Here is a 25,751-nt window from a genome sequence, read left to right as displayed (position 1 = left end):
GTTCATATTAAGTTTTAGATAAATAAATTAAAACTTGCTCTTATTTATGATTAAAAGCGGTTGATTAAATGAATTTATATGACTTATATGGTTTAAAAAAAATGAGTGGAAAATCTCAAAATATATAGAAAATGAAAAGAAAAAGCATCCTTTTATTTGCCTTGTTTTCATTGTTTGCAGCAAATGCACAATGGAAACCGCAGGGCGATAAAATCAAAACAAAATGGGCAGAACAGGTCGATGCAAAGAAACCTTTACCTGAATATCCGCGTCCGATTATGGAGCGAAGCCAATGGAAAAACCTGAACGGATTATGGAATTATTCTATTCAGGAATTTGGAAAAACAGCGCCTTCAAAATACGACGGGCAGATTCTGGTTCCGTTTGCAGCAGAATCCAGTTTGTCTGGCGTTATGAAAGAAGTAGGTTCTAAAAATGAACTTTGGTACGAAACCTCTTTTTCTGTTGAATCCGGCTGGAACGGTAAAAATATCCTGCTGCACTTTGGAGCTGTCGACTGGAAAACAGAAGTTTTTATTAATGACATAAAAGTCGGTTCGCACACAGGAGGTTATACACCATTTTCGTTTGATATTACACCGTTTCTTAAAAAAGGCAGTGCTCAAAAGCTTGTTGTAAAAGTTTGGGATCCATCAAACGACGGACCTCAGCCAAGAGGAAAACAAGTTAAAAATCCGGAAGGAATCTGGTATACACCCGTTACCGGAATCTGGCAGACGGTTTGGATTGAACCGGTTAATGCTAAAAATATCACTTCATTACACACAACTCCCAATATCGATCAAAATACCATCAGCATAAACGCCGATATAAATGGAGCAGAAAAAGGCGATTTAATAGAAATTTCAGTTTACGATAACGGAAAAGAAATTGCCAAAGAAAAAGCAGTTGTTGGCGAAAGCAATGATATCGTTTTAAATTCTCCAAAATTGTGGAGTCCGGAAAATCCATTTTTGTATCAGACAAAAGTTCGCTTAATCAGCAAAAATAAAATCGTTGATGAGGTAAAAAGTTATTTTGCCATGCGTAAAATCTCATCAAAAAGAGACGAAAACGGCATAATGAGAATGCAGTTAAATAACAAAGATTATTTTCAGTTTGGACCTCTTGACCAAGGCTGGTGGCCGGACGGTTTATACACGGCACCAACAGACGAAGCTTTAAAATACGATATTATTAAAACCAAAGAATTAGGGTTTAATATGATTCGTAAACACGTAAAAGTTGAACCAGAACGCTGGTACACACATTGCGATCAGTTAGGGATTTTAGTTTGGCAGGATATGCCAAGCGGAGATGACCAGCCGATCTGGCAGAACAAAAAATACTTCGACGGAACAGAATTACAGCGTTCGCCAAAATCAGAAGAAATCTACAGAAAAGAATGGAAAGAAATCATGGATCATTTATATTCCTATCCAAGTATTGTAGTCTGGGTTCCGTTTAACGAAGCCTGGGGACAATTTAAAACGGTAGAAATTACAGAATGGACCAAAAATCACGATCCAAGCCGATTAACGAATTCATCAAGCGGCGGAAATCATTTCCAAACCGGAGATATTTTAGATTTACATAATTATCCAGGGCCGGAAATGTATTTGTACGATGCCAGAAGAGTTACTGTCTTAGGTGAATACGGCGGAATTGGTCTTCCGTTAGAAGGCCATTTATGGAGAACAAATGATAACTGGGGTTACGTTAAATTTAAAAATTCTGATGAGGTAACTGCAGAATATACTAAATACGCTCAAATCCTTAAAAATTACGTTAAAACTGGATTTTCGGCAGCAGTTTATACTCAGACAACCGATGTTGAAGGCGAAGTAAACGGTTTTATGACTTACGACAGAAAAATAGATAAAATGGATTTCAAAGCTGTAAATAAAATCAATACAGAAGTTATAAATGCTTTAAATCAAAAGTGATTTTTTCTCTCGCAGATTTAGCAGATTGTGCAGATTTTTTATACGCTGATCGGCGGGAGGAAATTCAAATAAAAACAATAAAATGAAAAAATACCTAATCCTTTTTCTGTTTACGGCAATAAGCTTCGCACAGCAGAAAACCTTTACCAATCCAATCCTGCCTTCGGGAGCAGATCCTTACAGCACGTATTACAAAGGATATTACTATTACACAAATACACTGGGTAATAAATTGACTTTATGGAAAACAAAAGACTTATCTGATATTAAAAATGCAGAAAGTAAAGTAATCTGGACACCGCCAAAAGGAACTGATTATTCTGCCGAAATCTGGGCGCCGGAATTTCATATCATCAATGGAAAATGGTACTGCTATTTTGCGGCCGATAATGGCGATAACAACAATCACAGAATGTATGTTTTAGAAAATAAATCGTCAGATCCGTTTAAAGGAAGTTTTGAATTCAAGGGAAAAATTGCTGCGGAAACCGACAAATGGGCGATTGACGGAAATGTTTTTGAACATAAAAAACAACTGTACATGATTTGGGCAGGCTGGGAAGGCGACACCAACGGACAGCAGAATATTTACATTGCTAAAATGAAAAATCCGCTGGAAATTGAAGGAGATCGTGTCATGATTTCTGCGCCAACAAATGACTGGGAAACACACGGCGCTCTGCATGATGATGTAAATCCGCCACAGGTAAATGTAAACGAAGGGCCACAGTTTTTAGAAAGAAACGGAAAAATCTTTATAGTGTTTTCGGCAAGCGGATGCTGGACAGATTTCTATTCTTTAGGATTGTTAACCTTTACAGGAAGTGATAATTTACTTGATGCTTCGGCTTGGAAAAAATCTTCTGAACCTATTTTCAAACAATCTGAAAAAAACAAAGTATATGCGCCGGGACATAATTCGTTCTTTAAATCTCCTGACGGAAAAGAAGACTGGATTTTGTATCACGCCAATTCAAATCCGGGAGAAGGATGCGGCAATAAAAGATCACCAAGAATGCAGAAAATCGAATGGGATGCCAGCGGATTTCCAGTTTTAGGAGAACCGGTAAGCGAAGGAGTAAAACTAGCAATTCCGTCGAAATAAAATAGAAAAAGAGTTAATCAGAGGATGATTGCTTCGTTCCTCGCAATGACATAAAAAATGAAAAATATTCAAATCGCCGCAGTTGCTGCACTGGCACTTTTTCAGTTCAATTGTAAAGACGCTAAAAAAGAAAATACTGTTTCAAAAGAAACCACAGAAAATGTTTCAGATTCTGTACAAACAGTTTTAGAAGCTAAAAATTTCGACACCATAATCGACGGTAAAAAAGTTAGTTTGTACTGGATTGAAAACAAAGGCATAAAAGCCGCTTTTACCAATTACGGCGGACGTTTAGTGGGACTTTGGGTTAACGATAAAAACGGAAAACAAACCGATGTTGTAGTAGGAATGAACAGTGCAAAAGGCTTTAAAACTTCAACAGAACCTTATTTTGGAGCTACAATTGGAAGAGTTGGAAACCGAATCGGGAAAGGTAAATTTACTTTAGAAGGAAAGCAATATCAGGTCCCGCTGAATAACGGAAAAAATGCTTTGCACGGCGGTGTAAAAGGTTTTCAGGATGTAGTTTGGAATGCTGAAAAAACAAAGGAAAATACTTTAGTTTTTACCTATGTTTCAGCAGACGGCGAGCAAGGTTTTCCCGGAAATTTATCAGTAAAAGTAACCTACACGCTTACCGATGATAATTCGGTAAAAATGGAATATGAAGCCACTACTGATAAAACTACGATTGTCAATTTAACCAATCACGCCTTTTTTAATTTAAACGGAGAAGGAAGCGGCACAATCTTAAACCACGAATTACAAATTTATGCCAATGAATTTACTCCGGTTGATGAAGGTTTGATCCCGAGCGGCGAATTAAAACCGGTAAAAAATACCGTATTTGATTTTACTTCAAAACATACTATTGGCGAAAGAATCGAAACGAAAGATGAACAGTTAAGATTCGGAAAAGGTTACGATCACAATTATGCTTTAAACGGAACGAAGAAAAATGGACTAAATCATGCCGCAACGATTTCGGGAGATAAATCCGGAATCACGATGGATATTTACACGCAGGAACCGGGATTACAGTTTTACAGCGGCAATTTTATGCAGTCGAAAAATACTTTTAAATCTGGTGCAAAAGACGATTTTAGAACCGCATTTGCTCTAGAAACACAGCATTTTCCTGATGCAGTTAATCAGCCAAAATTTGCGCCGATTGTTTTAAAAGCGGGAGAAAAGTATCATACAGTTTCGTATTATCAGTTTTCTGTGAAAAAGTAATAGCTTAACCGCAAAGTTCGCAAAGAATTACGCAAGGAAAGAAAAGAATTTATCCTTTGTGTTCTTTGCGTAAACCATAGCGTCTTTGCGGTTAAATTTAAAACCAATAAAAAATGAAAAAAGTACTATCCCTAATAACATCGCTTTGTGTTTTCGCCGCCTGCTCTCAGGAAAAAAGCACAGATAAACCAAAAGAAGCAAAAGCAAGTACAATTCTGTTGGCAGATCCAACAATCTTCTACAACAACGGAGTGTATTATTTATACGGAACAACAAGCGGTGATTTTCCAAATGGAGAAGGATTTCAGGTGTATACCTCATCTGATTTAAAAGACTGGAAAGGCCCTGTTGGAGCGCAAAGCGGACTGGCTCTGAAAAAAGGAGATGCTTTTGGAGACAAAGGATTTTGGGCGCCGCAGATTCTTGAGTATCAAAACAAATTTTATATGTTTTATACAGCCAATGAAAACATTGCATTTGCGACAAGCAGCAGTCCGTTAGGGCCGTTTAAAAACGAATCAAAAGAACCGATTATTAAAACCGGAAATCAGATCGATCCTTTTATTTTTATCGATGAAGATGGCAAAAAATACCTGTATCATGTTCGTTTAACAAACGGAAACCGAATTTTTGCAGCAGAAATAAACGATGATTTTCAAAGTATAAAACCAGAAACATTAACAGAATGTATTTCGGGAACTCTGCCGTGGGAAAACACACAAAACGTAAGCTGGCCGGTTACAGAAGGACCAACTGTAATAAAACACAATGGATTGTATTACATGATTTATTCGGCAAATGATTTCAGAAATATCGATTATGCTGTAGGTTATGCGACTAGTAAAAGTCCGCTTGGACCTTGGGAAAAAGCAGAAGACAGCCCAATCATCAGCAGAAAAAATACCAAACAAAACGGAATTGGACACGGCGATGTTTTTTGGGATAAAAACAACAAAATGCATTATGTCTTACACACACATTACAGCGAGAGCGGTGTTTCTCCAAGAAAAGCCGGAATGATTTCAATAGAATTCAAAGACGGTAAAATTGTCGCAGATCCGGCAAGTTTTCAATTTTTGAAAATTAATTAGTAATATTTGATGATCATTCCGCTAGGAATGTTTCGTTGGTAGAAAAAAAAATATCAACGGTATTTACGTTCCATAGGAACGTTTGAAATGTTGAATTATTAAAAAACATGTAAAGATCAAACGTTCCTACGGAACGTGAACGATCATAACAATATCAATTTTCTACCTACGAAATGTTCCTATGGAACAAAGACAATGAGTAAAATAAAACGGGCTGCCTCGATTTTGAGACAGCCCGTTTTTTATTTCCTGCAGGGTTTTCAAAACCTTGTAGGTATTTCAAAGTAATGCTTGACCGTAAAATTTTAAAACTGCCAAGTTTTTTAAGCCTTACAGTAATTTAAACCTGATTTTATTAATCTATTTTTTTATTTGAAAATATAAAAACTGAAAACAAGTTCGAAATAAAAGCGGCAACGAGCCAGGAACGCATCCAAAAAAATAAAAAAATGGATTTATCAGAGCAGTTAATACTGGCAAGTGTTAAGGTTATAAAAAACGTTGTGGTCAGATTTTGAAATATTTGAATTAATAATTTTCTATTATAAAACCGGACGATTCTCATTTTAATTTAAATTAATTAACTGCGGACCAAATTCTTCGTAAAAAATATTTTCCTGATTTACGTTTAAATTAATAAGTGCTTCATATTGGGTTTTAATAAACATTTCAGGACCGCAGATATAATATCGGGCTTCTTCCAATAAAATAGAATCTTTACATTTATGAAGATCAACACGACCCTGAATTACTTCATTTGAAATTATATTTTCAGGAGTTACAGCATCATAAAAAGTAAAAGTTTCTAAGCCATTTGCTTCTTCTTTTAATGCTGAAATCTGGTTTTTGAACGCGTGAACAGATTCGTTTCTGCAGCCGTGAATCCAGATTGTTTTTTTATTCTGAATTGAATTTAAATTGGTTTCCAGCATGCTAAACATCGGCGTAAGCCCAACTCCGCCGCTTATTAAAACTAAAGGATTTTCAGAATCTTTTTCCAAATGAAATAATCCTGCAGGAGAAGAAATAGAAATAATATCACCTTCAGATTTAGAATGCATTGTATTAGAAACCCATCCGTTTGGATTTGGTGCAATTCCGGTTTCTTTTTTTACCGAAATCCTGTAATATTCCGCATTAAAAGTGCTCGATAAACTATATTGTCTTGGCTGTAAAAGATTCAGTTCGGGTACAAAAACCTGAACGCTTATAAATTGGCCTGCATGAAAATCTGCAATTTCTTTTCCGTCTTCGGGATAGAGATAAAAGGATTTAATTTCAGCCGATTCTTCAACAATTTTTTTAATAACAAATTTTCTCCAGCCATTCCAGCTTCCTGATTTTTTGATATTTTCCTGGTATAAATCTTTTTCAAGATTAATCATAATATCGGCAAGTTCATAAAAAGCGGTAGTCCAGGCTTCCAAGATTGGCAGTGTGGCGGCTTCACCAACAACTTCACCAATAGAAGCGATGAGGTGTGTGCCCACAATTTTATATTGTTCCGGCTGAATATTAAGACTTCGGTGTTTGGTCCCGATTCCTTTTAAAACACCAATTAAAACTGACGGATCGTCTATATTTTCGGCGTAAGCCAAAACTGCATTTGCTAAAGCAGATTTTTGTCTTCCATTTGCCTGATTTCCCATATTAAACATGTTTCGCAATTCAGGATGATGCTTAAACATTCTGGCATAAAAATAATTGGTCAGGTCTTCGCCGCTCGCTCGTAAAATAGGAATAGTAGCTTTTATAAGCTCTTTTTGATGTGGATTCATTGTAAATAATTGATTAGGATTTAAATTTGAAATTCTAAGAAATAAAGTATCTCAGAACTTATATTGGCAAATTTAATTCCGCGTCAAACCTTCATTTTATGATCCAAATCATAAAGAGTGAAGTTTTTGTTTTTTATAATTTAAATATTCTCATTTTATTCTGTAGAGGCGCACTGCAGTGCGTCTTATGCGTAATCTCATATACGTTCGTGTTACGTTATGTAGACGCACTGCCGTGCGTCTCTACGATATGCGTTGTGTTGATTTCATTGTTTGTTAATGCAAAAGACTATTCTCATCTAAAATTTCACTAAAAAACATTCGTAAACCGTTGTTGGTCGAAATAATGATAATTAGAATAGTAATTTAAATTAATATTGTGTTCTTACTATTTAATAATCTGCACGATGAAAAATGTTTTCCTTATTTTGTGTGTTATCGGCATCACATTTTCGGCGAAAAGTCAAAATACTGTAAAAGCCCCGGAACCTTTTGGACCGCTTCCAACGCAAAAACAACTGGATTGGCAGGAAATGGAATTTTATGCTTTTGTGCATTTTTCATTAAACACATTTACCAATAAAGAATGGGGCTACGGCGATGAATCTCCGGCTTTATTTAACCCGACGAATTTAGATGTCCGTCAATGGGCACGCATTGTAAAGGCTTCGGGAATGAAAGGAATTATTCTGGTTGCCAAACATCACGACGGATTCTGCCTGTGGCCTTCGGCATATACAGAACGTTCTGTGAAAAATTCTCCGTGGAAAAAAGGAAAAGGCGATTTGGTAAAAGAGCTTGCAGAAGCCTGTAAAGAATATGATTTAAAACTCGGTTTGTATCTTTCTCCGTGGGACAGAAACCATGCGCAATACGGCAAACCTGAATATATTACCTATTTTAGAAATCAACTGAAAGAATTATTAACGAATTACGGCGATGTTTTTGAAATGTGGTTTGACGGTGCCAATGGCGGAGACGGGTATTACGGCGGTGCCAACGAAACCCGAAAAATTAATACGCTTGAATACTACAATTGGGACGAAACCTATAAATTGATTTACAATCTTGCTCCAAAAACTTTAGTTTGGGGAGTTGGGCCATCTGAAGCAAGATGGATTGGAAATGAAGAAGGACGCGCCGGAAAAACAAACTGGTCGCTTTTACGTCAAAAAGATGAATTGGCAGGAAAAGTACATTATACCGAATTTATGTCGGGACATGAAGACGGTGAAAAATGGGTTCCGGGCGAAGCCGATGTTTCGATAAGGCCGGGATGGTTTTACCATGCGACAGAAGATGATAAAGTACGTCCGCTGGATGAAATGGTCGATATTTATTACGAATCAATTGGGCGTAATGCGACTTTATTGTTGAATCTTCCGGTTGACCGCAGAGGTTTGGTTCACGAAAATGACGAAGCCCGATTAAAAGAATTGGTTTCAACAATAAAAAATGATTTCAAAACCGAATTATTAGCCGGAACTAAAATTTCTGCCGATAATGTAAGAGGAAACAGTACCGAATTTGCAGCGCAAAATGTTACCGATGGAAATAAAAAAACATACTGGGCAACAGACGATAATGTTAAAACAGCTTCCATTACTTTCGAATTTAATAAACCAACAGCAATTGACCGTATTCTGCTTCAGGAAAATATCGCACTCGGACAGCGTGTAAAAGCTTTTAATGTTGAGGTTAAAGTTGATGGAAAATGGAAAACTGCTGCAGCAGAAACTACAATTGGTTACAAAAGAATTCTCAGAATTGACAGAGTAGAAGCATCTGCAGTCAGAATTAATATTACTGATTCTAAAGCGAGTATTGTAATTTCAAACATTCAGGCTTACAACGCACCGACATTTGTGCGTATGCCGGAAATAAGCCGTGACCGAAATGGTGATGTTACCATAAAATCTGAAGAAGGAAATCCTGTTTATTATACCGTTGACGGAACAAATCCAACTGAAAAAAGCACTTTATATAAAGGTGTATTTCGATACAATAAAGCGGTTCAGATAAAAGCAATTTGTTTTAACGAATCTGAGAAAATTAAAAGTGCTGTAAAAACGGCGAAATACGGCGCTTCAAAAGAAAACTGGAAAATTATTCAGGTATCAAGCGGTGATTTAAAATCAGCTGACCGAATTATCGACGGAAATCCTAATACGGAATGGGCTTTTGGCAACGATGAAAATAAATTGCCGCAACAAATCACAATTGATTTAGGAGCTAATTTAAATATAAATGGTTTTACCTATTTGCCGCAGCAAGTTGGTCATAATCTTAATTTAATCTCTAACTATGAATTTTACACCAGTACCGATAATGTAAACTGGAAACTGCAGTCGAAGGGAGAATTTTCGAATATTAAACACAATCCAATCGAACAGGTTAAAACTTTCAAAAAAACAAAAGCAAGATATATTCGATTTACGGCGACAGCAGCAGTGGCAAAGGGCTCGACTGTTTCTATTGCAGAAATAAATGTGATCGAAACATTATAAACCACTTTTAATTTGTAAAGTTTTTGCTTAAAGTTACAAATTTTGTCTTATAGCGAAGCTTACAGGTTATTAGTCGAATTTTTGATTATTTACATTATGTAATATTTAATTTTATACTAAATAATTACAACAACAGGCAAATGATTAAAGAAAGTATAAATTTCAAAGAAGCAGGAAAGTTTGAAGAAACGCGTTTTGAAAAGATACATAATGTAATTTTCGAATCATCAAAAGAAGCTTCTATTTTAGTAGCTCAGGAAATAGCCAATATCATTCAGAGAAAAGAAGAACTAAACGAACCTTGTGTTTTAGGTTTGGCAACAGGATCTTCTCCTATAAAAGTATACGAAGAATTAGTACGCCTTCATAAAGAAGAAGGATTGAGTTTTGCAAACGTAGTAACTTTCAACTTAGATGAGTATTATCCAATGGATAAAAACAACATTCAAAGTTATTGGTATTTTATGCATGAGCACCTTTTTAATCATGTTGACATTCTGCCTCAAAATATTAATATTCCTGACGGAAACATCAGCAATGAAGACCTTCAGCAATATTGTATTGATTATGAAATGAAAATTAAAGCTTACGGCGGATTGGATTTTCAGCTTCTTGGAATTGGAAGAACAGGACATATTGGTTTTAATGAGCCGGGATCTCACGTTAACTCAGGAACCAGAAGCATTACATTAGATCATTTAACGCGTGTTGATGCGGCATCATCTTTCTTAGGAATTGATAATGTGCCTAGAAAAGCAATTACAATGGGAATTGGTACTGTAAAAAATGCCAAAAGAATTGTACTTCTTGGATGGGGAATCAGCAAAGCGTCTATAATAAAGAAAACAATCGAAGGTGAAATTTCATCTCGAGTTCCGGCGACGTATTTACAACAGCACAACAACACAACTTTTGTTTTAGATACAGAAGCTTCGTCAGAATTAACGAGAGTAAAAACACCTTGGTTGGTAAAATCAGTAATCTGGACAGAAGAATTAAAACTGAAAGCAGTGGTTTGGTTAAGCGAATTAACTAAAAAACCTTTCTTGAAATTAACTGACAAAGATTACAACGATAACGGAATGTCGAGCGTACTTTCTGAAGAAGGAACTGCATACGATTTGAATATTAAAATGTTCAACAAAATGCAGCAGACTATTACAGGATGGCCGGGCGGAAAACCAAATGCTGATGATACGTACAGACCAGAGCGTGCAACGCCGGAGAAAAAGAGAATCATCATTTTCAGTCCGCACCCTGATGATGACGTTATTTCGATGGGAGGAACTTTTGACCGTTTGGTAGAGCAGGGGCATGATGTGCATATTGCGTATCAAACTTCGGGAAATATTGCGGTTTCAAATGAAGAAGCCTTGAAATTTGCTGAAATCACAAAAGCTTTAAATCCTGAATCTACAGAGGCTGATACGATTATCAACTTCCTGAGAAACAAAAACAGCAACGATATTGATTTAGTCGAAGTAAGAAAACTGAAAGGTTTAATTAGAAGAAGCGAATCATTAGGAGCAACACGATATTTAAGCGTACCGGATTCTAATGTAAATTTCCTTGATCTTCCGTTTTACGAAACAGGAACGGTTAAGAAAAATAATCTTGGTGAAGCTGATATTCAGATTATGTGCGATATTATCGAAAGAATCAAACCTCATCAAATTTATGCGGCAGGAGATTTAGCAGATCCGCACGGAACACACAAAGTTTGTCTTGACAGTTTGTTTGAAGCTTTAAAAAGATTAAAACATAAATCGTTTATGGATGACTGCTGGGTTTGGTTATACAGAGGTGCTTGGCACGAATGGGAATCTTACCAAATTGAAATGGCAGTTCCAATGAGTCCGGATCAGGTATTGAAAAAACGTCATGCAATTTTCTTCCACCAGTCTCAAAAAGATGGTGTGATGTTTCAGGGCGATGACAGCCGAGAATTCTGGATTAGAGCAGAAGACAGAAACAGATTAACTGCAGAAAAATATCACGCTTTAGGTTTAGCTGATTATTCAGCAATTGAAGCTTTCAAGAGATATTTCTTCTAAGAAAATCTATACAATATAATAAACTATTTCATGTGGTTTATTTGGTTAGTTACCAAGTTTTGAAATGCAGCCGTGGTTGGCTGCATTTTTTTTATGTTTTTTTGTGAGTTTTTAACCGCAAAGTTCATAAAGTGATTTAACCGCAAAGAGCGCTAAGGTTTGCGCAAAGAGCGCTAGGTTTTTTTCTTGGTTTAAAAAAAGAAAAGATATAAAAAAAGTTCGCAAAGCTTTGTAAATAAACTTTGCGAACATTTTCGTTCCCGATAGCTATCGGGATAGCGCTCTTTGCGATTAAATCTTTATATAGAAGAATTCAAAATGCGTTGTTTTACATGATCGATATATGATCTTCCAATCACGTATCGAAGTCCTTCAATTTCAATACTGTTTCCTTCAACAGCGTCGATTTTGTCGATTGCAATTGTGTAGGATCTGTGAATTCTTAAAAAGTTTTTTTCCGGAAGTAAATCTGTAAAATCAGATAGTGTGCTGTGTATAATGTATTTACCGGTTGTGGTGTTGATTTTTAAATAATCTTTTAAACTTTCGATAACCAAGATTTCGTTGAAGAAAATCTTTTTCATTCTCTTTTTATCAATCTTAACGAAAATAAAAGGGCTGTCGGGATTGCTTTCCTGAACAGAAGTTCCTTTGCTTTCAAGTCTTTTGCTGATTTTATTCAGCGTTTTCATCAATCTTGGAAACTCAATTGGTTTTACCAGATAATCTAAAACGTCAAGTTCGTAAGTTTCAAGGGCAAACTGACTGTAAGCACTTGTAATAACCAATAATGGCGGATTATCGAGACTTTTAATGAAATTAATACCATCCAGAACGGGCATATTAATATCCAGAAAAATCACATCGACCGTATTATTTTTTAAAAAATTCAATCCCTCGATAGGATTGCTGAAAGTATTTATTACCTCAAAATTTTCAAGCGGTTCTAAGTAATTTTTAATAACGTTGATTGCCAATGGCTCATCATCTATAATCAAACATTTTATTTTCATTTCTTTAATCTTAATTATTTGAGCGAAAAAATAATTCAGGGTAAACTTATATACGAGGAAAAGCTGTTTTTAGGTTACTTTAATAACAAGTTTCACGACAAAAATATTCTTTTTATTTTTAAAAGAAAGCTTATAGTCATCTTTATTATATCCTAATTCAAGTCTTTTTTTGACATTTTCAATTCCTATACCACTTGACTTGTTAAAATTGTCTGTGTGCAGCGTAATTTCTGGCGTTGGGTTCGAAATTGTGAAATGAAGAAAGTCATCTTTGACTTTAAAACTAATATCTATTTTTACTTTTCCGGTGTTTTTGTTTACACCGTGTTTAAATGCATTTTCGATAAAAGTCAGTAAGATTACCGGAGAAATTTCTTTGTCATGAATATCTCCAGAAACTTCCATGTTTACTTCCAGTCTTTCGTCATTTCTAATTCTTTCCAGATCCAGATAGTTCTGAATGCATAAAATTTCGTTTTCCAGACTCTGCTTTTTTCCGCTTGTATCATAAAGCATATATCGCATTAGCTCTGATAGTTTTAAAACGATTTTGGGTGTTTTATTCGATTTTTCTACAGAAAGCGAATAGATATTGTTTAAGGTATTAAAGAAAAAATGAGGCGAGATTTGTGATTTCAGGAAAAGAAGTTCCGTTTCTAATTGTGACTTTTCAAGATCAGTAACACGTTTTTGTTCTTTCAGGAAATCCAAAGTTATTTTAATTGCCGTAACAAAAGTCATAACATACAATTCTCCCATCATCATATCGATCGTATAATTTAAGGTAAGCTTGTCTATGGTTTCAGGACCTTCCGGCCAGACTTCGTGCGTAATTAATAAATAAGTAAGATTGAATTTTATAAGCACCATTATAAAAATGGCAGACAAAACGGCAAGCATATATAAAACATACTTTTTTCGATACACCAAATAGGGCATAAATATCAGAATATTCAAATAACATAAAGTCATGTGAATTGGGAAACCTAGCAGGTTCGTTTTTATAGAATACCAGTAATCGTTAAAATAGCTTCCCCACCTAAAAGTATTAAATAAGAAATAAGTGAGCCAAAATACCACATGATAATACAATGGTATGCGATATAATTTATTAGAATTGAAATTCATAATATGAGTATGTTTTGTGACTTTTTTTGATGTTTATCTAAGTTTATATGTTGTCCGTCTAAATAAGTTTTAATAAAAAGTCAGTTTATTTAAATTTAAAGTTAAATTAAGGTTGTTTTATATGAAGAATTTTATTCTGCCGCTTTTATTTGTAATTCTGGTTACAAGTTGTAAAATAAAAGTAAACAAAAATACGAATCACAAAAATAATTTTGTGAGCCATGTAGATCCTTTTATCGGGACAGGCGGACATGGTCATACGTATCCTGGTGCGACAGTTCCTTTTGGGATGCTTCAGGTAAGTCCGGATAACGGAATTTCGAGCTGGGACTGGTGTTCCGGATATCATTATTCTGATTCTATTGTGTCTGGTTTCAGTCATTTACACTTAAGCGGAACAGGAATTGGAGATTTGGCAGATATTCTTTTCATGCCAATTAATAAAAAAGTTGACTTAACAACCAAAACAACATCACGCGATCAATTACCTTATAAATCAAAATACAGTCATGCTAACGAAAAAGCAACACCGGGCTCTTACCAGGTTTTTCTTGAAGATTCTAAAATCAATGTAGAATTAACTTCTTCACAAAGAACGGCTTATCATAAATACACATTTGCTAAAAACGATAAACAATCTGTTGTTGTCGATTTAGGATTTGCCATAAATTGGGACAAAGCCTTAAAAACAGGCATTACAATCGAAGACGAATATACGATAAGCGGTTACCGTTACAGTAAAGGCTGGGCGCCAAATCAAAAGGTATATTTTGTTGCGAAATTCTCAAAACCTATTTCAGAATCGGTTTTAACAGCTGATAAACAAATTGTTAATGCTAAAAAAGCAGATGCAGAAAATACGTCGGCACAATTATTTTTCGATTCAAAAAACTCAAACGAATTATTTGTAAAAGTGGCCCTTTCATCTGTAAGTATTGCCAATGCAAAAGACAATTTAGACGATCCAAAAATCAATTTTGAAGAAACGAAAACAAATGCTTCTTCAATCTGGAATAATGCATTAAGTAAAATACAAGTTGAAACACCAGTAGATTCGTTAAAAACGATTTTTTATACTGCGATGTATCACGCACAAGTTGCCCCTGTAACCTATAGTGATAAAAACGGTCAATTTAGGCAAGAGGATGATCAAATTGTTACAGCAAAAGATTATACCGCTTATTCGACCTTATCACTATGGGATACTTTTAGAGCCGAAAATCCTTTGCTTACTTTATTAGCTCCAGATAAAGCTTCAGACATTGTAAATTCAATGCTGGCGTATTATGATGTTAAAAAAATACTTCCGGTTTGGACACTTTATGCCAATGAAACCAATACCATGACAGGATATCATTCCATTCCGGTAATTGTTGATGCGTATTTAAAAGGCATAAAAGGTTTTGATGCCGAAAAAGCATATCAGGCCATGAAAACTACAATGATGCAGGACGAACGTGGTTTAAACTTCTACAAAAAATACGGTTACATTCCGTATAATTTATTAGACGAATCAGTTACGATTACTTTAGAATATGCCTACGACGACTGGTGCGTGGCGCAAATGGCAAAAGCATTAGGAAAAACCGAAGATTACCAGTTTTTCCTAAAACGTTCTCAGGCATATCAATATTTATTTGATTCGAAAACCGGATTCATGAGAGGAAAATCAGAAGACGGAAAATCATGGAACGAGCCTTTCGATCCAAAACACTCTAACCACAGAGAACACACAGATTATACTGAAGGAAATGCATGGCAGCACAGCTGGTTTGTACCTCATAATGTAAACGATTTTATTAAACTTCACGGAAGTAACGAAGTATTTACGAAACGTTTAGAACAGTTGTTTACAGAAAGTTCTGAGATTACAGGAAACAATGTTTCAGCAGATATTTCGGGATTAATAGGGCAGTACGCTCATGGAAACGAACCAAGCCACCACATTGCTTATATGTTTAATCATGCAGGTCAGCCTTGGAGAACACAATACTGGGTTCGTCATATTTTAGACACACAATACAACACAACACCAAACGGATTAAGCGGAAACGAAGACTGCGGACAAATGTCGGCATGGTATGTTTTCAGTTCAATGGGATTATATCCAATGAATCCGGCTTCAGGCGAATATGAAATTGGAAGCCCGATTTTTGAAAAAGCCACAATTAATCTTGAAGGAGGCAAAACATTTGTAATCGAAGCCGAAAATGTTTCAGATAAAAATTATTACATCCAGTCGGCAACATTAAACGGTGTCGAATTTAATCAAACAGCAATCACACACCACCAGATTTTACAGGGAGGAAAATTACATTTTGTAATGGGACCTCAGCCAAATAAAAACTGGGGGATTAAGAAATAAATCAAAACAAAACAAAACAAAACAAAACAAAACAAAACAAAAACAAAACTAACCTACTAACAAATAAATTTAATGGATATTATTGACGTATCGATAATCGTAGCTTACATTGTGCTCACAGTGAGTATAGGGATTTGGATTTCCAGAAAAGCAAAACAAGGACTGGATGATTATTTTCTTGGAGGAAAAACAATCAAATGGTATTTTCTTGGTCTTAGTAACGGATCTGGAATGTTCGATGTTTCGGGAACTTCCTGGATGATTGGCGTTTTATTTCTATACGGAGTAAAAAGTTTCATGTTTATGTGGCTGTGGCCGATATGGAACCAGATTTTCGTTATGATGTTCCTTGCAGTCTGGATTAGAAGATCTAAAGTTATGACCGGTTCTGAGTGGATTTTAACCCGTTTCGGGAGCGACAAAGCCGGAAAAGCATCTCATATTATTGTAGCAGTTTTTGCCATTATTTCTACAATTGGTTTTATAGCGTATTTCTTTGAAGGAATCGGGAAATTCGTAACCATTATTCTTCCTTGGGATTTAACGCTTCATTACGGCGATATGATTTTGTTAACGTCAGAACGTTCTTATGCCTTGTTAATTATTTTCTTAACTACAATTTACACCGTAAAAGGCGGAATGTTTTCTGTAGTGGCAACAGAAGTTGTTCAATATTTAATTATGATTGTAGCCGGAGTTTTAATTGCGGGTTACGCTTTTATCAATTATACAGATATTCAAATTAATTCGGTTATTACCGAAGAATGGAAAAATGTTTTCTTCGGCTGGCAGTTTGAAACCCAGTGGAGTGATAAATTCCAAACCTTCAATAATTTAATTGATTCTGAAGGTTATAAAATGTTTGGCGCTTTCATTGGTATGACTTTATTCAAAGGTTTCTTTGCGAGTGTCGCAGGACCAACGCCAAGTTACGATTTACAAAGAGTTCTTTCTACAAAATCAGTAAAAGAAGCGGCTTATATGAGTGGTTTTACAAACTTGATTTTATTCATTCCAAGATATTTATTAATTACCGGAATCGTGGTAATTGCATTGGTAAACTTAGCGCCGGAATTAAACGCAAACATTGGTTTAACAGGAGCTGATTTAGAATTATTAATGCCAAAAGTGGTAAACCTTTACATTCCTGTTGGAATAAAAGGAATTCTTTTAGCAGGTTTATTAGCGGCTTTTATGTCGGGATTTTCAGCATTCGTAAACGCGGGGCCGGCATATATTGTAAATGATATTTATAAAAAATATTTCAAACCCGTTGCTTCAAATGCACATTATATAAAAGTAAGCCAGATATCATCTTTCCTTGTCGTTGGTTTAGGAGTTTTCATGGGATTCTTCGCAGATTCTATCAACTCGCTGACTCTTTGGATTACAAGTGCTTTATACGGTGGTTACGTAGCTGCCAATTTCCTTAAATGGATTTGGTGGCGTTTTAACGGCTGGGGTTATTTCTGGGGAATGTTTGCCGGATTAATCATTGCTTCTCTGCAATTCATTTTAGGAATGAACAAAGCCAATTTAACCGAAGGTTCTTTCTTATATGATTTAGCTCAGGTTCAGGCAATTTACCTTTTCCCATTAATTTTCGGATTCTCGATTTTGGGATGTCTTTTAGGAACGTATTTAAGCCAGCCGACAGATATGGAAGTTTTAAAATCGTTCTATTCAAACGTAAGACCTTGGGGATTCTGGAATCCGGTTTATAAACAATTAAAAACCGAAGATCAGGCTTTCGAAAAAAATAATGATTTCTGGTTAGATATGATGAACTGCGCTATTGGAATTGTATGGCAGTCAAGTATGATTTTATTACCGATATTTTTCATTATCAGAGATTATCCAAAAGCAATAACAGCCTTAATCGTGTTTTTAGTAACCACAACAATACTAAAATTCACTTGGTTAGACAGAGTTAGAAAAATAGAAGAGTAAACAGCAATTTGTCATTTCGACTGAAAGGAGAAATCTCTACGAGAAACTCTACAAAGATTGGCGACTTTTAGAATGGAATTTCTAACGAAGATTTCTCCTTTTCAGTCGAAATGACAAAATTGAAAGAAAAAAAATAATAAACAAAAAATAAAAAAAATGAGCAGTATTCCTTGGCAAGACAGACCCGAAAACAGTAAAGATGTAATGTGGAGATATTCTGAAAATCCAATTATCAACAGATATGCGATTCCATCTTCAAATAGTATTTTTAACAGTGCAGTTGTTCCTTTTGGCGACGGATATGCAGGTGTTTTCAGATGTGATAATAAAGCGGTTCAAATGAATATTTTTGCCGGTTTTAGTAAAGACGGAATCAATTGGGATATTAACCACGAACCAATTGAAATGAAATCCGGAAATACAGAAATGATCGAATCTGCTTATAAATATGATCCGCGTGTGGTTTGGATCGAAGATCGTTACTGGATTACATGGTGTAACGGTTACAACGGACCAACTATCGGAATTGGATATACTTTCGATTTTAAAGAATTTTTTCAATGTGAAAATGCCTTTTTACCATTCAACAGAAACGGAGTTTTATTTCCACAAAAAATAAACGGAAAATACGCAATGTTAAGCCGTCCGAGTGATAATGGACACACGCCTTTTGGAGACATCTGGATCAGCTACAGCCCGGATATGAAATACTGGGGAGAGCACAGATTAGTAATGAAACCATCTCCGTTTGAACAAAGCGCATGGCAGTGTACAAAAGTTGGAGCAGGACCAATTCCTATTTTAACTAACGAAGGATGGTTGATGATCTACCACGGAGTTATCAATACTTGCAATGGTTTCCGTTATGCAATGGGTTCAGCACTTTTAGATGTCGATTCACCAGATAAAGTAAAATACAGAACACAACCGTATTTATTAGGACCAGCAGAAATTTACGAAATGGTAGGAGATGTGCCAAATGTAGTTTTCCCTTGCGCCGCTTTACATGATACAGAAGAAGATAAACTGGCCGTATATTACGGAGCTGCAGATACAGCCGTAGCAATTGCTTTCGGAAAATTAAGTGAAGTAATTCAGTTTACAAAAGATAACAGTTTATAATAATTACGCATGGTTTTAAAAAATCAATGGTTAACAATTGTTTTAGTTTTTTCTTCGATTGCTGTTTTTTCACAATCGAAGAAAAATACTATTGTGCCTAAAACGTATACAGCGACTAAAACTACAAATCCAATCGAAATTGATGGAGATGAATCAGATGATGCATGGAAAAAAGCAGAATGGACTGATCTTTTTGAAGATATAGAAAATGATGTTAAGCCAAAATATGCAACAAAAGTTAAAATGCTGTGGGATGAAACCAATTTTTATATTTTAGCAAAGATTGACGAACCGCACATTTGGGCCAATTTAAAGCAGCGTGATACCATTATTTTTTATAACAATGACTTTGAAGTTTTTATAGATCCCGACAGCGATACTTTTAACTATTACGAATTAGAGATAAACGCCTTGAACACTGCTTGGGATCTATTTTTATCTAAACCTTACAGAGAAAATGATCTCGTGGTTTTAAACGACTGGAATCTTACCGGTTTAAAATCAGCAGTTAAAGTTCATGGAACGCTTAATAATCCAAATGATATTGATCAGGGATGGGTTTTAGAAATGGCAATTCCGTGGGCAGCGTACAAAACATCTTATTTCGATCAAAATGTGCCTGCAGATAAATTCTGGAGAGTTAATTTTTCAAGGGTAAACTGGCAGCATTCACTAGTTGACGGCAAATATGAACGCAAAAAAGACGCCGATGGAAAATTCCTGCCGGAGTACAACTGGGTTTGGTCGCCAATGGGTGTAATCAACATGCATGAACCGGAAAAATGGGGCTATGTTTATTTTTCTTCAAAAGAAGGAAAAGATACCTTTACCATTCCGCAGGAAGAAAAAGTAAAATGGGAACTTTACAATTTATACAGAGCCCAAAAAGAATATTTTCAAAAGAATAAAACCTGGGCAAAATCGCTGGCGAATCTAACAAAAGAAACCATCAGTGTTGATAATAAAATTTTAAAACCTGTTTTAGAAAATCATTCTGCAGGATACAATATTTCTATAAAAAGTCCTTTTTCAAATCAAACATTGATTATAAGGCAGGACGGAAAAATAATAACAAAATAACCACTATGAAACTACCAAAAACATTACTCCTTTTATTGGCGATTACTATTTTTTCTTGTGCCAAAAAAGAAGAGAAAACCACCTTTAAATTCGGAGTCTGGACGACAGCTGATGCTAAAAAATCAGACGCCGATTACACAGCAGAATTCAAAAAATATAAAAGCGGCGGTATCGACGAAGTATTAATCAATACCACAACCGATCCAAAACTTTTAACAAGATTAGTGCCTCTTGCCACAAAAGAAGGCTTAAAAGTTCACGCCTGGATTATGGCCATGAACAGACCAGGAGATTCTGTTGCATTGCAGCATCCGGAATGGTATCAGGTTAGTAAAGAAGGAAAATCATGTTTTGATAACCGTCCTTATGTAGATTACTACCAATGGTTATGCCCAACCAGAAAAGCTTCAAGAGAACACGTTTTACATTTAGTTGAAGAACTGGCAAAAGTACAAGGAATCGAAAGCGTACATTTAGATTATATTCGTTTCCCGGATATCTTTTTACCAATCAGTCTTCTTCCTAAATATAATTTGGTTCAGGACGTAGAATTACCGCAGTTTGACTTTTGTTACTGCGATGAATGTGTAAAAGCATTCGAAAAAATCCACCATAAAAATCCAAAAGACAGCCACAACACTTCTATCGATATGGAGTGGAAAAACTTCCGTTTAAATGCAATTCAAGCCGTTGTAAACGATGCTTACGCCATCGCACACAAACACAACAAACAATTAACAGCCGCTGTATTTCCTTATCCTGAAATGGCAGACCACATGGTTCGTCAGCGTTGGGACAAATGGAATATCGACGAAGTATACCCAATGATTTACCACAGTTTTTATAATGAAGAAATTGACTGGGTTGGATATGCTACTAAGCAAGGCGTTGCTGATTTAGAAGATAAAAAGACAAAAATCAATACAGGAATTTACATTCCGGGATTGAAAAATGATAAAGAATTGAAAGAAGCGATTTTACTGGCAAAAGAAAATGGAGCTGTAGGCGTTTCTTTCTTCGATGGAAATGCTTTAACAGAAAGCAATTTAAAAACGATCAAAGAAACAAAAGAAAGTTTAAAATAAGCTATTTTCGGGATTCATTAAAAAAGTAAACGGCATGTCAAATAGAAGAGATTTTATCAAAAAAACAGCTTTGGGCGCAGCAGCCTTAAGTTCAGTTGGTTTTAGCGGATTTGCGAAAGAAAAAGATGAAAACGAAGGCGCATTAGAATTTCCTTCAAAAAAAGTAAAAAAGCCAGTTGTTATTTCGACATGGAATCATGGTCTGCCTGCCAATCAGGAAACCTGGAAACAATTAAAAGCCGGAAAATCGCCATTAGAAGCGATTGAAGCCGGCATGAAAATTCCTGAAGCAGATCCGAATGTCCGCAGTGTTGGTTATGGAGGATATCCGGATCGCGAAGGAAAAGTAACACTCGACGCCTGTATTATGGATCACAACAGCAACTGCGGTTCTGTTTGTTTTCTTCAGGGAATAAAGCACCCAATTTCGGTTGCGAAAAGAGTTTTAGAAAACACACCGCACGTTATGCTGGCCGGACAAGGCGCATTACAGTTTGCATTATCAGAAGGATTTAAAGAAGAAAACCTATTGACACCAGAATCTGAAAAAGACTGGAAAAAATGGTTGGAAGATTCTAAATACAAGCCGGTTATCAATATTGAAAACCACGATACCATAAGCATGCTAATGTTAGATCAAGACGGAAACCTTTCGGGAGGGTGCACCACTAGTGGTGCTGCCTGGAAGATGCACGGCCGCGTCGGTGACTCCCCAATAATCGGCGCGGGTCTTTTTCTTGATAACGAAGTTGGCGCTGCTGCTGCCACAGGTTTAGGCGAAGCTGTAATCAGAACAGCGGGAAGTGCCATGGTAGTTGAATTAATGCGTCAGGGAAAATCACCTTACGATGCCTGTAAAGAAATCACAGAACGTATTTACAATAAACACAAAAACCACAAAGACATGGAATATCTTCAGGTTGGTTTTATTGCTTTAAATAAAAACGGTGAACATGCAGGTTACAGTTTGCGATCTGGTTTTAATTTCGCCGTTTCGGATGATGAAAAAGGACACCGAATGGAAGACGCCAAATATAAAATGTCCTGGGATAAATAAAATTTTAAACACATAGAAATAGATTTTTTCTCTCACAATCTATCCCGATTAATCATCGGGCTATGTGTTCAAACAAAAACAAAGAATGAAAAAAACAATATCCATATTAACCTTACTAATTATCTCAGTTTTATCCGTTAATGCGCAGGAAAAAGTTCCGTTCTGGCAGAATGAAAAAATCAACGAAGAGAATAGAGAACCCATGCATGCTGCTTATTATGTTTTTGAAAATGAAGCTGCAGCGCAAAAATACAATTGGAGAGAATCTAAAAATTATTTGGACATAAACGGAGCCTGGAAATTCAAATATGTTGAAAAGCCGGCAGATCTTCCAAAAGAATTTGAGAAAACCAATTTTAATGATAAAGCATGGGATAATTTCAAAATTCCGGCAAGCTGGGATGTAAACGGATATGGGTATCCAATTTATGTAAACACATCTTACGATTTTGATTATTTAATGGCGCCAAATCCGCCTTTTGTACCCACAAATTATAATCCAACCGGAGTTTACAGAAGAGAAATTACAATTGACAAATCGTGGGAAGGAAAAGATATTTTTCTTCATATTGGAACCGCAAAATCAAACTTAACCGTTTGGGTAAACGGAGTTTATGTAGGTTATGGAGAAGACGGAAAATTACCTTCTGAATTCAAATTAAACAAATACGTAAAAACAGGTAAAAACCTCATCGTTTTACAGGTAATGAAATGGAATGACGGTTCGTATTTAGAATGTCAGGACATGTGGAGAATGAGCGGTATTACACGTGATTCTTACTTAGTTGCCAGAAATAAAGCGCATTTAAATGATTTCGAAGTAATTCCTGATCTTGATGCGAATTATGTAGACGGAAGTTTGAAAATCACGACTCAGTTTTCTGATTTAGATAAAAAAGACGCTTATACTTTAGAAGTACAACTAAAAGACGATTCAAAAGTTGTGGCTTCAAAAAATATTGCTGTAAATGGAAATTCGGCTAAAGAAACTTTTTCATTCGACGTAAAAAATCCAAAGAAATGGAGTGCCGAGATTCCGAATTTATATCAGTTAAACTTCATTTTAAAAGATAAAAAAGGAACTGTAATTGAAGTTATTCCGCATAAAATTGGATTTAGAAAAGTAGAAATCAAAGGCGGACAGCTTTTAGTAAACGGAAAAGCAGTTTACATAAAAGGAGTAAATCGTCATGAAGTAGATCCAATTACAGGACAAACCATTTCAAGAGAAAGAATGGAAGAAGATATTAAATTAATGAAACAATTTAATATCAATGCCGTGAGAATGTCGCATTATCCAAACGACGAATATTTCTACGAATTATGTGATAAATACGGAATTTATGTAGTTGATGAAGCCAACATAGAATCACACGGAATGGGTTATGACATTACTAAAACTTTAGGTAATAAACCAGACTGGGAATTGGCACATATTCAGCGTATGCAGAGAATGATTGAAAGAGACAAAAATCACACTTCGATCATTATTTGGAGTATGGGTAACGAAGCCGGAAACGGTTACAATTTCTACAGAGGTTATTTATGGATTAAAAACCGCGATAAATCAAGACCAATTCAGTACGAAAGAGCCACTGCAGGCGCTTGGGACGGAAAAGATTTAAAATTTGAATGGGATTCTGATATTATCGATCCAATGTATAGTTCGCCAAACAAAATGGAAGAATATATTCTGGCAAATCCAAATCCGTCAAGACCTTACATTCAATGCGAATATGCGCACGCGATGGGGAATTCGATGGGGAATTTTAAAGATTATTGGGATGTAATTCGTAAGTATCCAAACTTTCAGGGAGGTTTTATTTGGGATATGATTGATCAATCGGTTTATAAAAAACTGGATAACGGAATCACGATTTTAGCTTACGGAGGAGATTTTGGACCAAAAGACGTGAAAAGCGATAATAACTTCGTAAATAATGGTGTTTTTACAGTTGACAGAAAACCAAATCCGCACGCATTTGAGGTAAAAAATGTACATCAGGACATACACACTTCTTGGGAAAACCAGGAAAATGCAACGATTAAAGTGTATAATGAATTTTCGTTTAAAAACTTAGAAAATGTCATTTTAAACTGGAAACTGGTTTTAGATGGTGTTGTGCACAGTTCAGGTACAATCGATTATTTGGCTATTGATCCAACTCAATCTAAAACGTATACTTTACCAGTAAAATTAGGCGATGCAAAATTTCAGGAAGCTTTTATCAATATTAGTTATACGTTGAAAAATGAAGAGCCGTTTTTGCCAAAAGGTTTCGAAATTGCTATGGAACAATTAGCGTATAAAGGAACTTGGAAAAATGATATTTCAATTGCCGGAGCTTCAAAAATTACGGTTGAAAAAAATACAAACAATACCGTTTTCAAAGGAGAAAAAGCAACGATTACTTTCGACAAGAAAACAGGATTTATCAGCGGTTATTCATTCGATAATAATCCAATTATTAAAGACGGATATCAATTGCGTCCAAACTTTTGGAGAGCACCAAATGATAATGATTTTGGGGCAAATTTCCAGAAAAATCTTGTGGCTTGGAAAGAAGCAACAGAAAATCCAACATTAGTAAATTGGAGTTATGTAGTTACAAAAGACAATAAAGTTCAGGTAAAAGCGACTTATAAACTGACTTCGGTTAATTCGACTTTAGATTTAAATTACGAAATCAACGGAAACGGAGAATTAGCGGTAAAAGAAGTTTTAAATATTGATAAAACAAAAGATCAGCCTATTTTACCAAGATTTGGAATGGAAGTAATTCTGCCAAAAGATTTCAGCAATTTGACGTATTTGGGAAGAGGGCCACACGAAAATTATATCGACAGAAATTACAGTTCACAAGTTGGACTTTATAATCAAACGGTTTCAGAACAATATTATCCGTACATCCGTCCGCAGGAAACAGGAAATAAAACAGATGTTCGTTTCTTGGAAGTTTTAAGCGATAAATTAAAACTGACTGTAACTTCAGATAATTTATTAGCCATTACAGCTTTACATTTCTTAAACGAAGATTTAGACGATGGTTTAGAAAAAGATCAGCGTCATGCTGCCGAATTGAAAGAGAGAGATTTAACGAGTTTAAAAATCGATTCGAAACAAATGGGCGTTGGCGGTATCGACAGCTGGCAGGCATGGCCAATGGAAAAATATTTATTGAAAGATAAAACATATCAATATCAATTTAAAATTACACCTTCTTTAAAATAATA

16 protein-coding genes are annotated in these 25,751 nt (G+C 35.5%); 13 read left to right on the top strand and 3 right to left on the bottom strand.

From position 1 onward, the window contains the following. The first annotated feature begins 131 nt into the window (after positions 1-131). From ABD859_RS15535 to ABD859_RS15520, 4 genes are all read left to right on the top strand, one after another. Positions 132-1,946 carry a glycoside hydrolase family 2 protein gene (locus tag ABD859_RS15535; RefSeq protein ID WP_345145499.1) on the top strand — a complete coding sequence of 605 codons (1,815 nt, stop codon included), beginning with the start codon at positions 132-134 and terminating at the stop codon, positions 1,944-1,946. An 82-nt stretch (positions 1,947-2,028) separates the two neighbouring features. Next, on the top strand, positions 2,029-3,051 hold the full coding sequence (locus ABD859_RS15530) for a glycoside hydrolase family 43 protein (protein ID WP_345145498.1): 1,023 nt from the start codon (positions 2,029-2,031) through the stop codon (positions 3,049-3,051). Between the two features lie 57 nt (positions 3,052-3,108). Further along, positions 3,109-4,287: an aldose epimerase family protein gene (locus ABD859_RS15525; RefSeq protein ID WP_345145497.1), complete on the top strand. Its 1,179-nt coding sequence runs from the start codon at positions 3,109-3,111 to the stop codon at positions 4,285-4,287. A 113-nt stretch (positions 4,288-4,400) separates the two neighbouring features. Continuing rightward, positions 4,401-5,378 carry a glycoside hydrolase family 43 protein gene (locus ABD859_RS15520; RefSeq protein ID WP_345145496.1) on the top strand — a complete coding sequence of 326 codons (978 nt, stop codon included), beginning with the start codon at positions 4,401-4,403 and terminating at the stop codon, positions 5,376-5,378. Positions 5,379-5,944: 566 nt separating this feature from the next. Here ABD859_RS15520 and hmpA read toward each other — a convergent pair. After that, positions 5,945-7,156 carry an NO-inducible flavohemoprotein gene (gene hmpA / locus ABD859_RS15515; protein WP_345145495.1) on the bottom strand — a complete coding sequence of 404 codons (1,212 nt, stop codon included), beginning with the start codon at positions 7,154-7,156 and terminating at the stop codon, positions 5,945-5,947. Between the two features lie 407 nt (positions 7,157-7,563). On the opposite strand from hmpA, the gene ABD859_RS15510 reads away from it, so the two are divergent. Then, positions 7,564-9,663: an alpha-L-fucosidase gene (locus tag ABD859_RS15510; protein ID WP_345145494.1), complete on the top strand. Its 2,100-nt coding sequence runs from the start codon at positions 7,564-7,566 to the stop codon at positions 9,661-9,663. A gap of 140 nt (positions 9,664-9,803) precedes the next feature. Beyond that, positions 9,804-11,717, top strand: a complete 1,914-nt coding sequence (gene nagB / locus ABD859_RS15505; RefSeq protein ID WP_345145493.1) for a glucosamine-6-phosphate deaminase — start codon at positions 9,804-9,806, stop codon at positions 11,715-11,717. A 299-nt stretch (positions 11,718-12,016) separates the two neighbouring features. On the opposite strand, the gene ABD859_RS15500 is transcribed toward nagB, so the two are convergent. Both ABD859_RS15500 and ABD859_RS15495 read right to left on the bottom strand, forming a co-directional pair. Then, positions 12,017-12,730, bottom strand: a complete 714-nt coding sequence (locus ABD859_RS15500) for a LytR/AlgR family response regulator transcription factor (protein ID WP_345145492.1) — start codon at positions 12,728-12,730, stop codon at positions 12,017-12,019. Between the two features lie 69 nt (positions 12,731-12,799). Further along, positions 12,800-13,858, bottom strand: a complete 1,059-nt coding sequence (locus ABD859_RS15495) for a sensor histidine kinase (protein ID WP_345145491.1) — start codon at positions 13,856-13,858, stop codon at positions 12,800-12,802. Positions 13,859-13,979: 121 nt separating this feature from the next. Between ABD859_RS15495 and ABD859_RS15490 the strand changes: the two genes are divergently transcribed. The 7 genes from ABD859_RS15490 to lacZ all read left to right on the top strand — a co-directional run bounded on the left by ABD859_RS15490 (position 13,980) and on the right by lacZ (position 25,749). Then, positions 13,980-16,223, top strand: a complete 2,244-nt coding sequence (locus ABD859_RS15490; RefSeq protein ID WP_345145490.1) for a GH92 family glycosyl hydrolase — start codon at positions 13,980-13,982, stop codon at positions 16,221-16,223. Positions 16,224-16,295: 72 nt separating this feature from the next. Further along, positions 16,296-18,173, top strand: a complete 1,878-nt coding sequence (locus tag ABD859_RS15485) for a sodium:solute symporter family protein (protein WP_345145489.1) — start codon at positions 16,296-16,298, stop codon at positions 18,171-18,173. A gap of 156 nt (positions 18,174-18,329) precedes the next feature. Continuing rightward, complete coding sequence (locus ABD859_RS15480; RefSeq protein ID WP_345145488.1) at positions 18,330-19,295, top strand: glycoside hydrolase family 130 protein; 966 nt, start codon at positions 18,330-18,332, stop codon at positions 19,293-19,295. Between the two features lie 9 nt (positions 19,296-19,304). After that, positions 19,305-20,375: a carbohydrate-binding family 9-like protein gene (locus ABD859_RS15475; RefSeq protein WP_345145487.1), complete on the top strand. Its 1,071-nt coding sequence runs from the start codon at positions 19,305-19,307 to the stop codon at positions 20,373-20,375. Between the two features lie 5 nt (positions 20,376-20,380). After that, entirely contained in the window at positions 20,381-21,460 is a 1,080-nt protein-coding gene (locus tag ABD859_RS15470; protein ID WP_345145486.1) for a putative glycoside hydrolase, read from the top strand. A gap of 34 nt (positions 21,461-21,494) precedes the next feature. Then, entirely contained in the window at positions 21,495-22,517 is a 1,023-nt protein-coding gene (locus ABD859_RS15465) for an isoaspartyl peptidase/L-asparaginase family protein (RefSeq protein WP_345145485.1), read from the top strand. A gap of 85 nt (positions 22,518-22,602) precedes the next feature. Continuing rightward, entirely contained in the window at positions 22,603-25,749 is a 3,147-nt protein-coding gene (lacZ, locus tag ABD859_RS15460) for a beta-galactosidase, LacZ type (RefSeq protein ID WP_345145484.1), read from the top strand. Positions 25,750-25,751: the final 2 nt, after the last annotated feature.

This window comes from Flavobacterium ginsengiterrae, from assembly GCF_039539785.1.
GTDB lineage: Bacteria > Bacteroidota > Bacteroidia > Flavobacteriales > Flavobacteriaceae > Flavobacterium > Flavobacterium ginsengiterrae.
The sequence above is the reverse complement of the archived record's forward strand: the minus strand, read 5'-3'. Positions and strand labels throughout refer to the sequence as shown.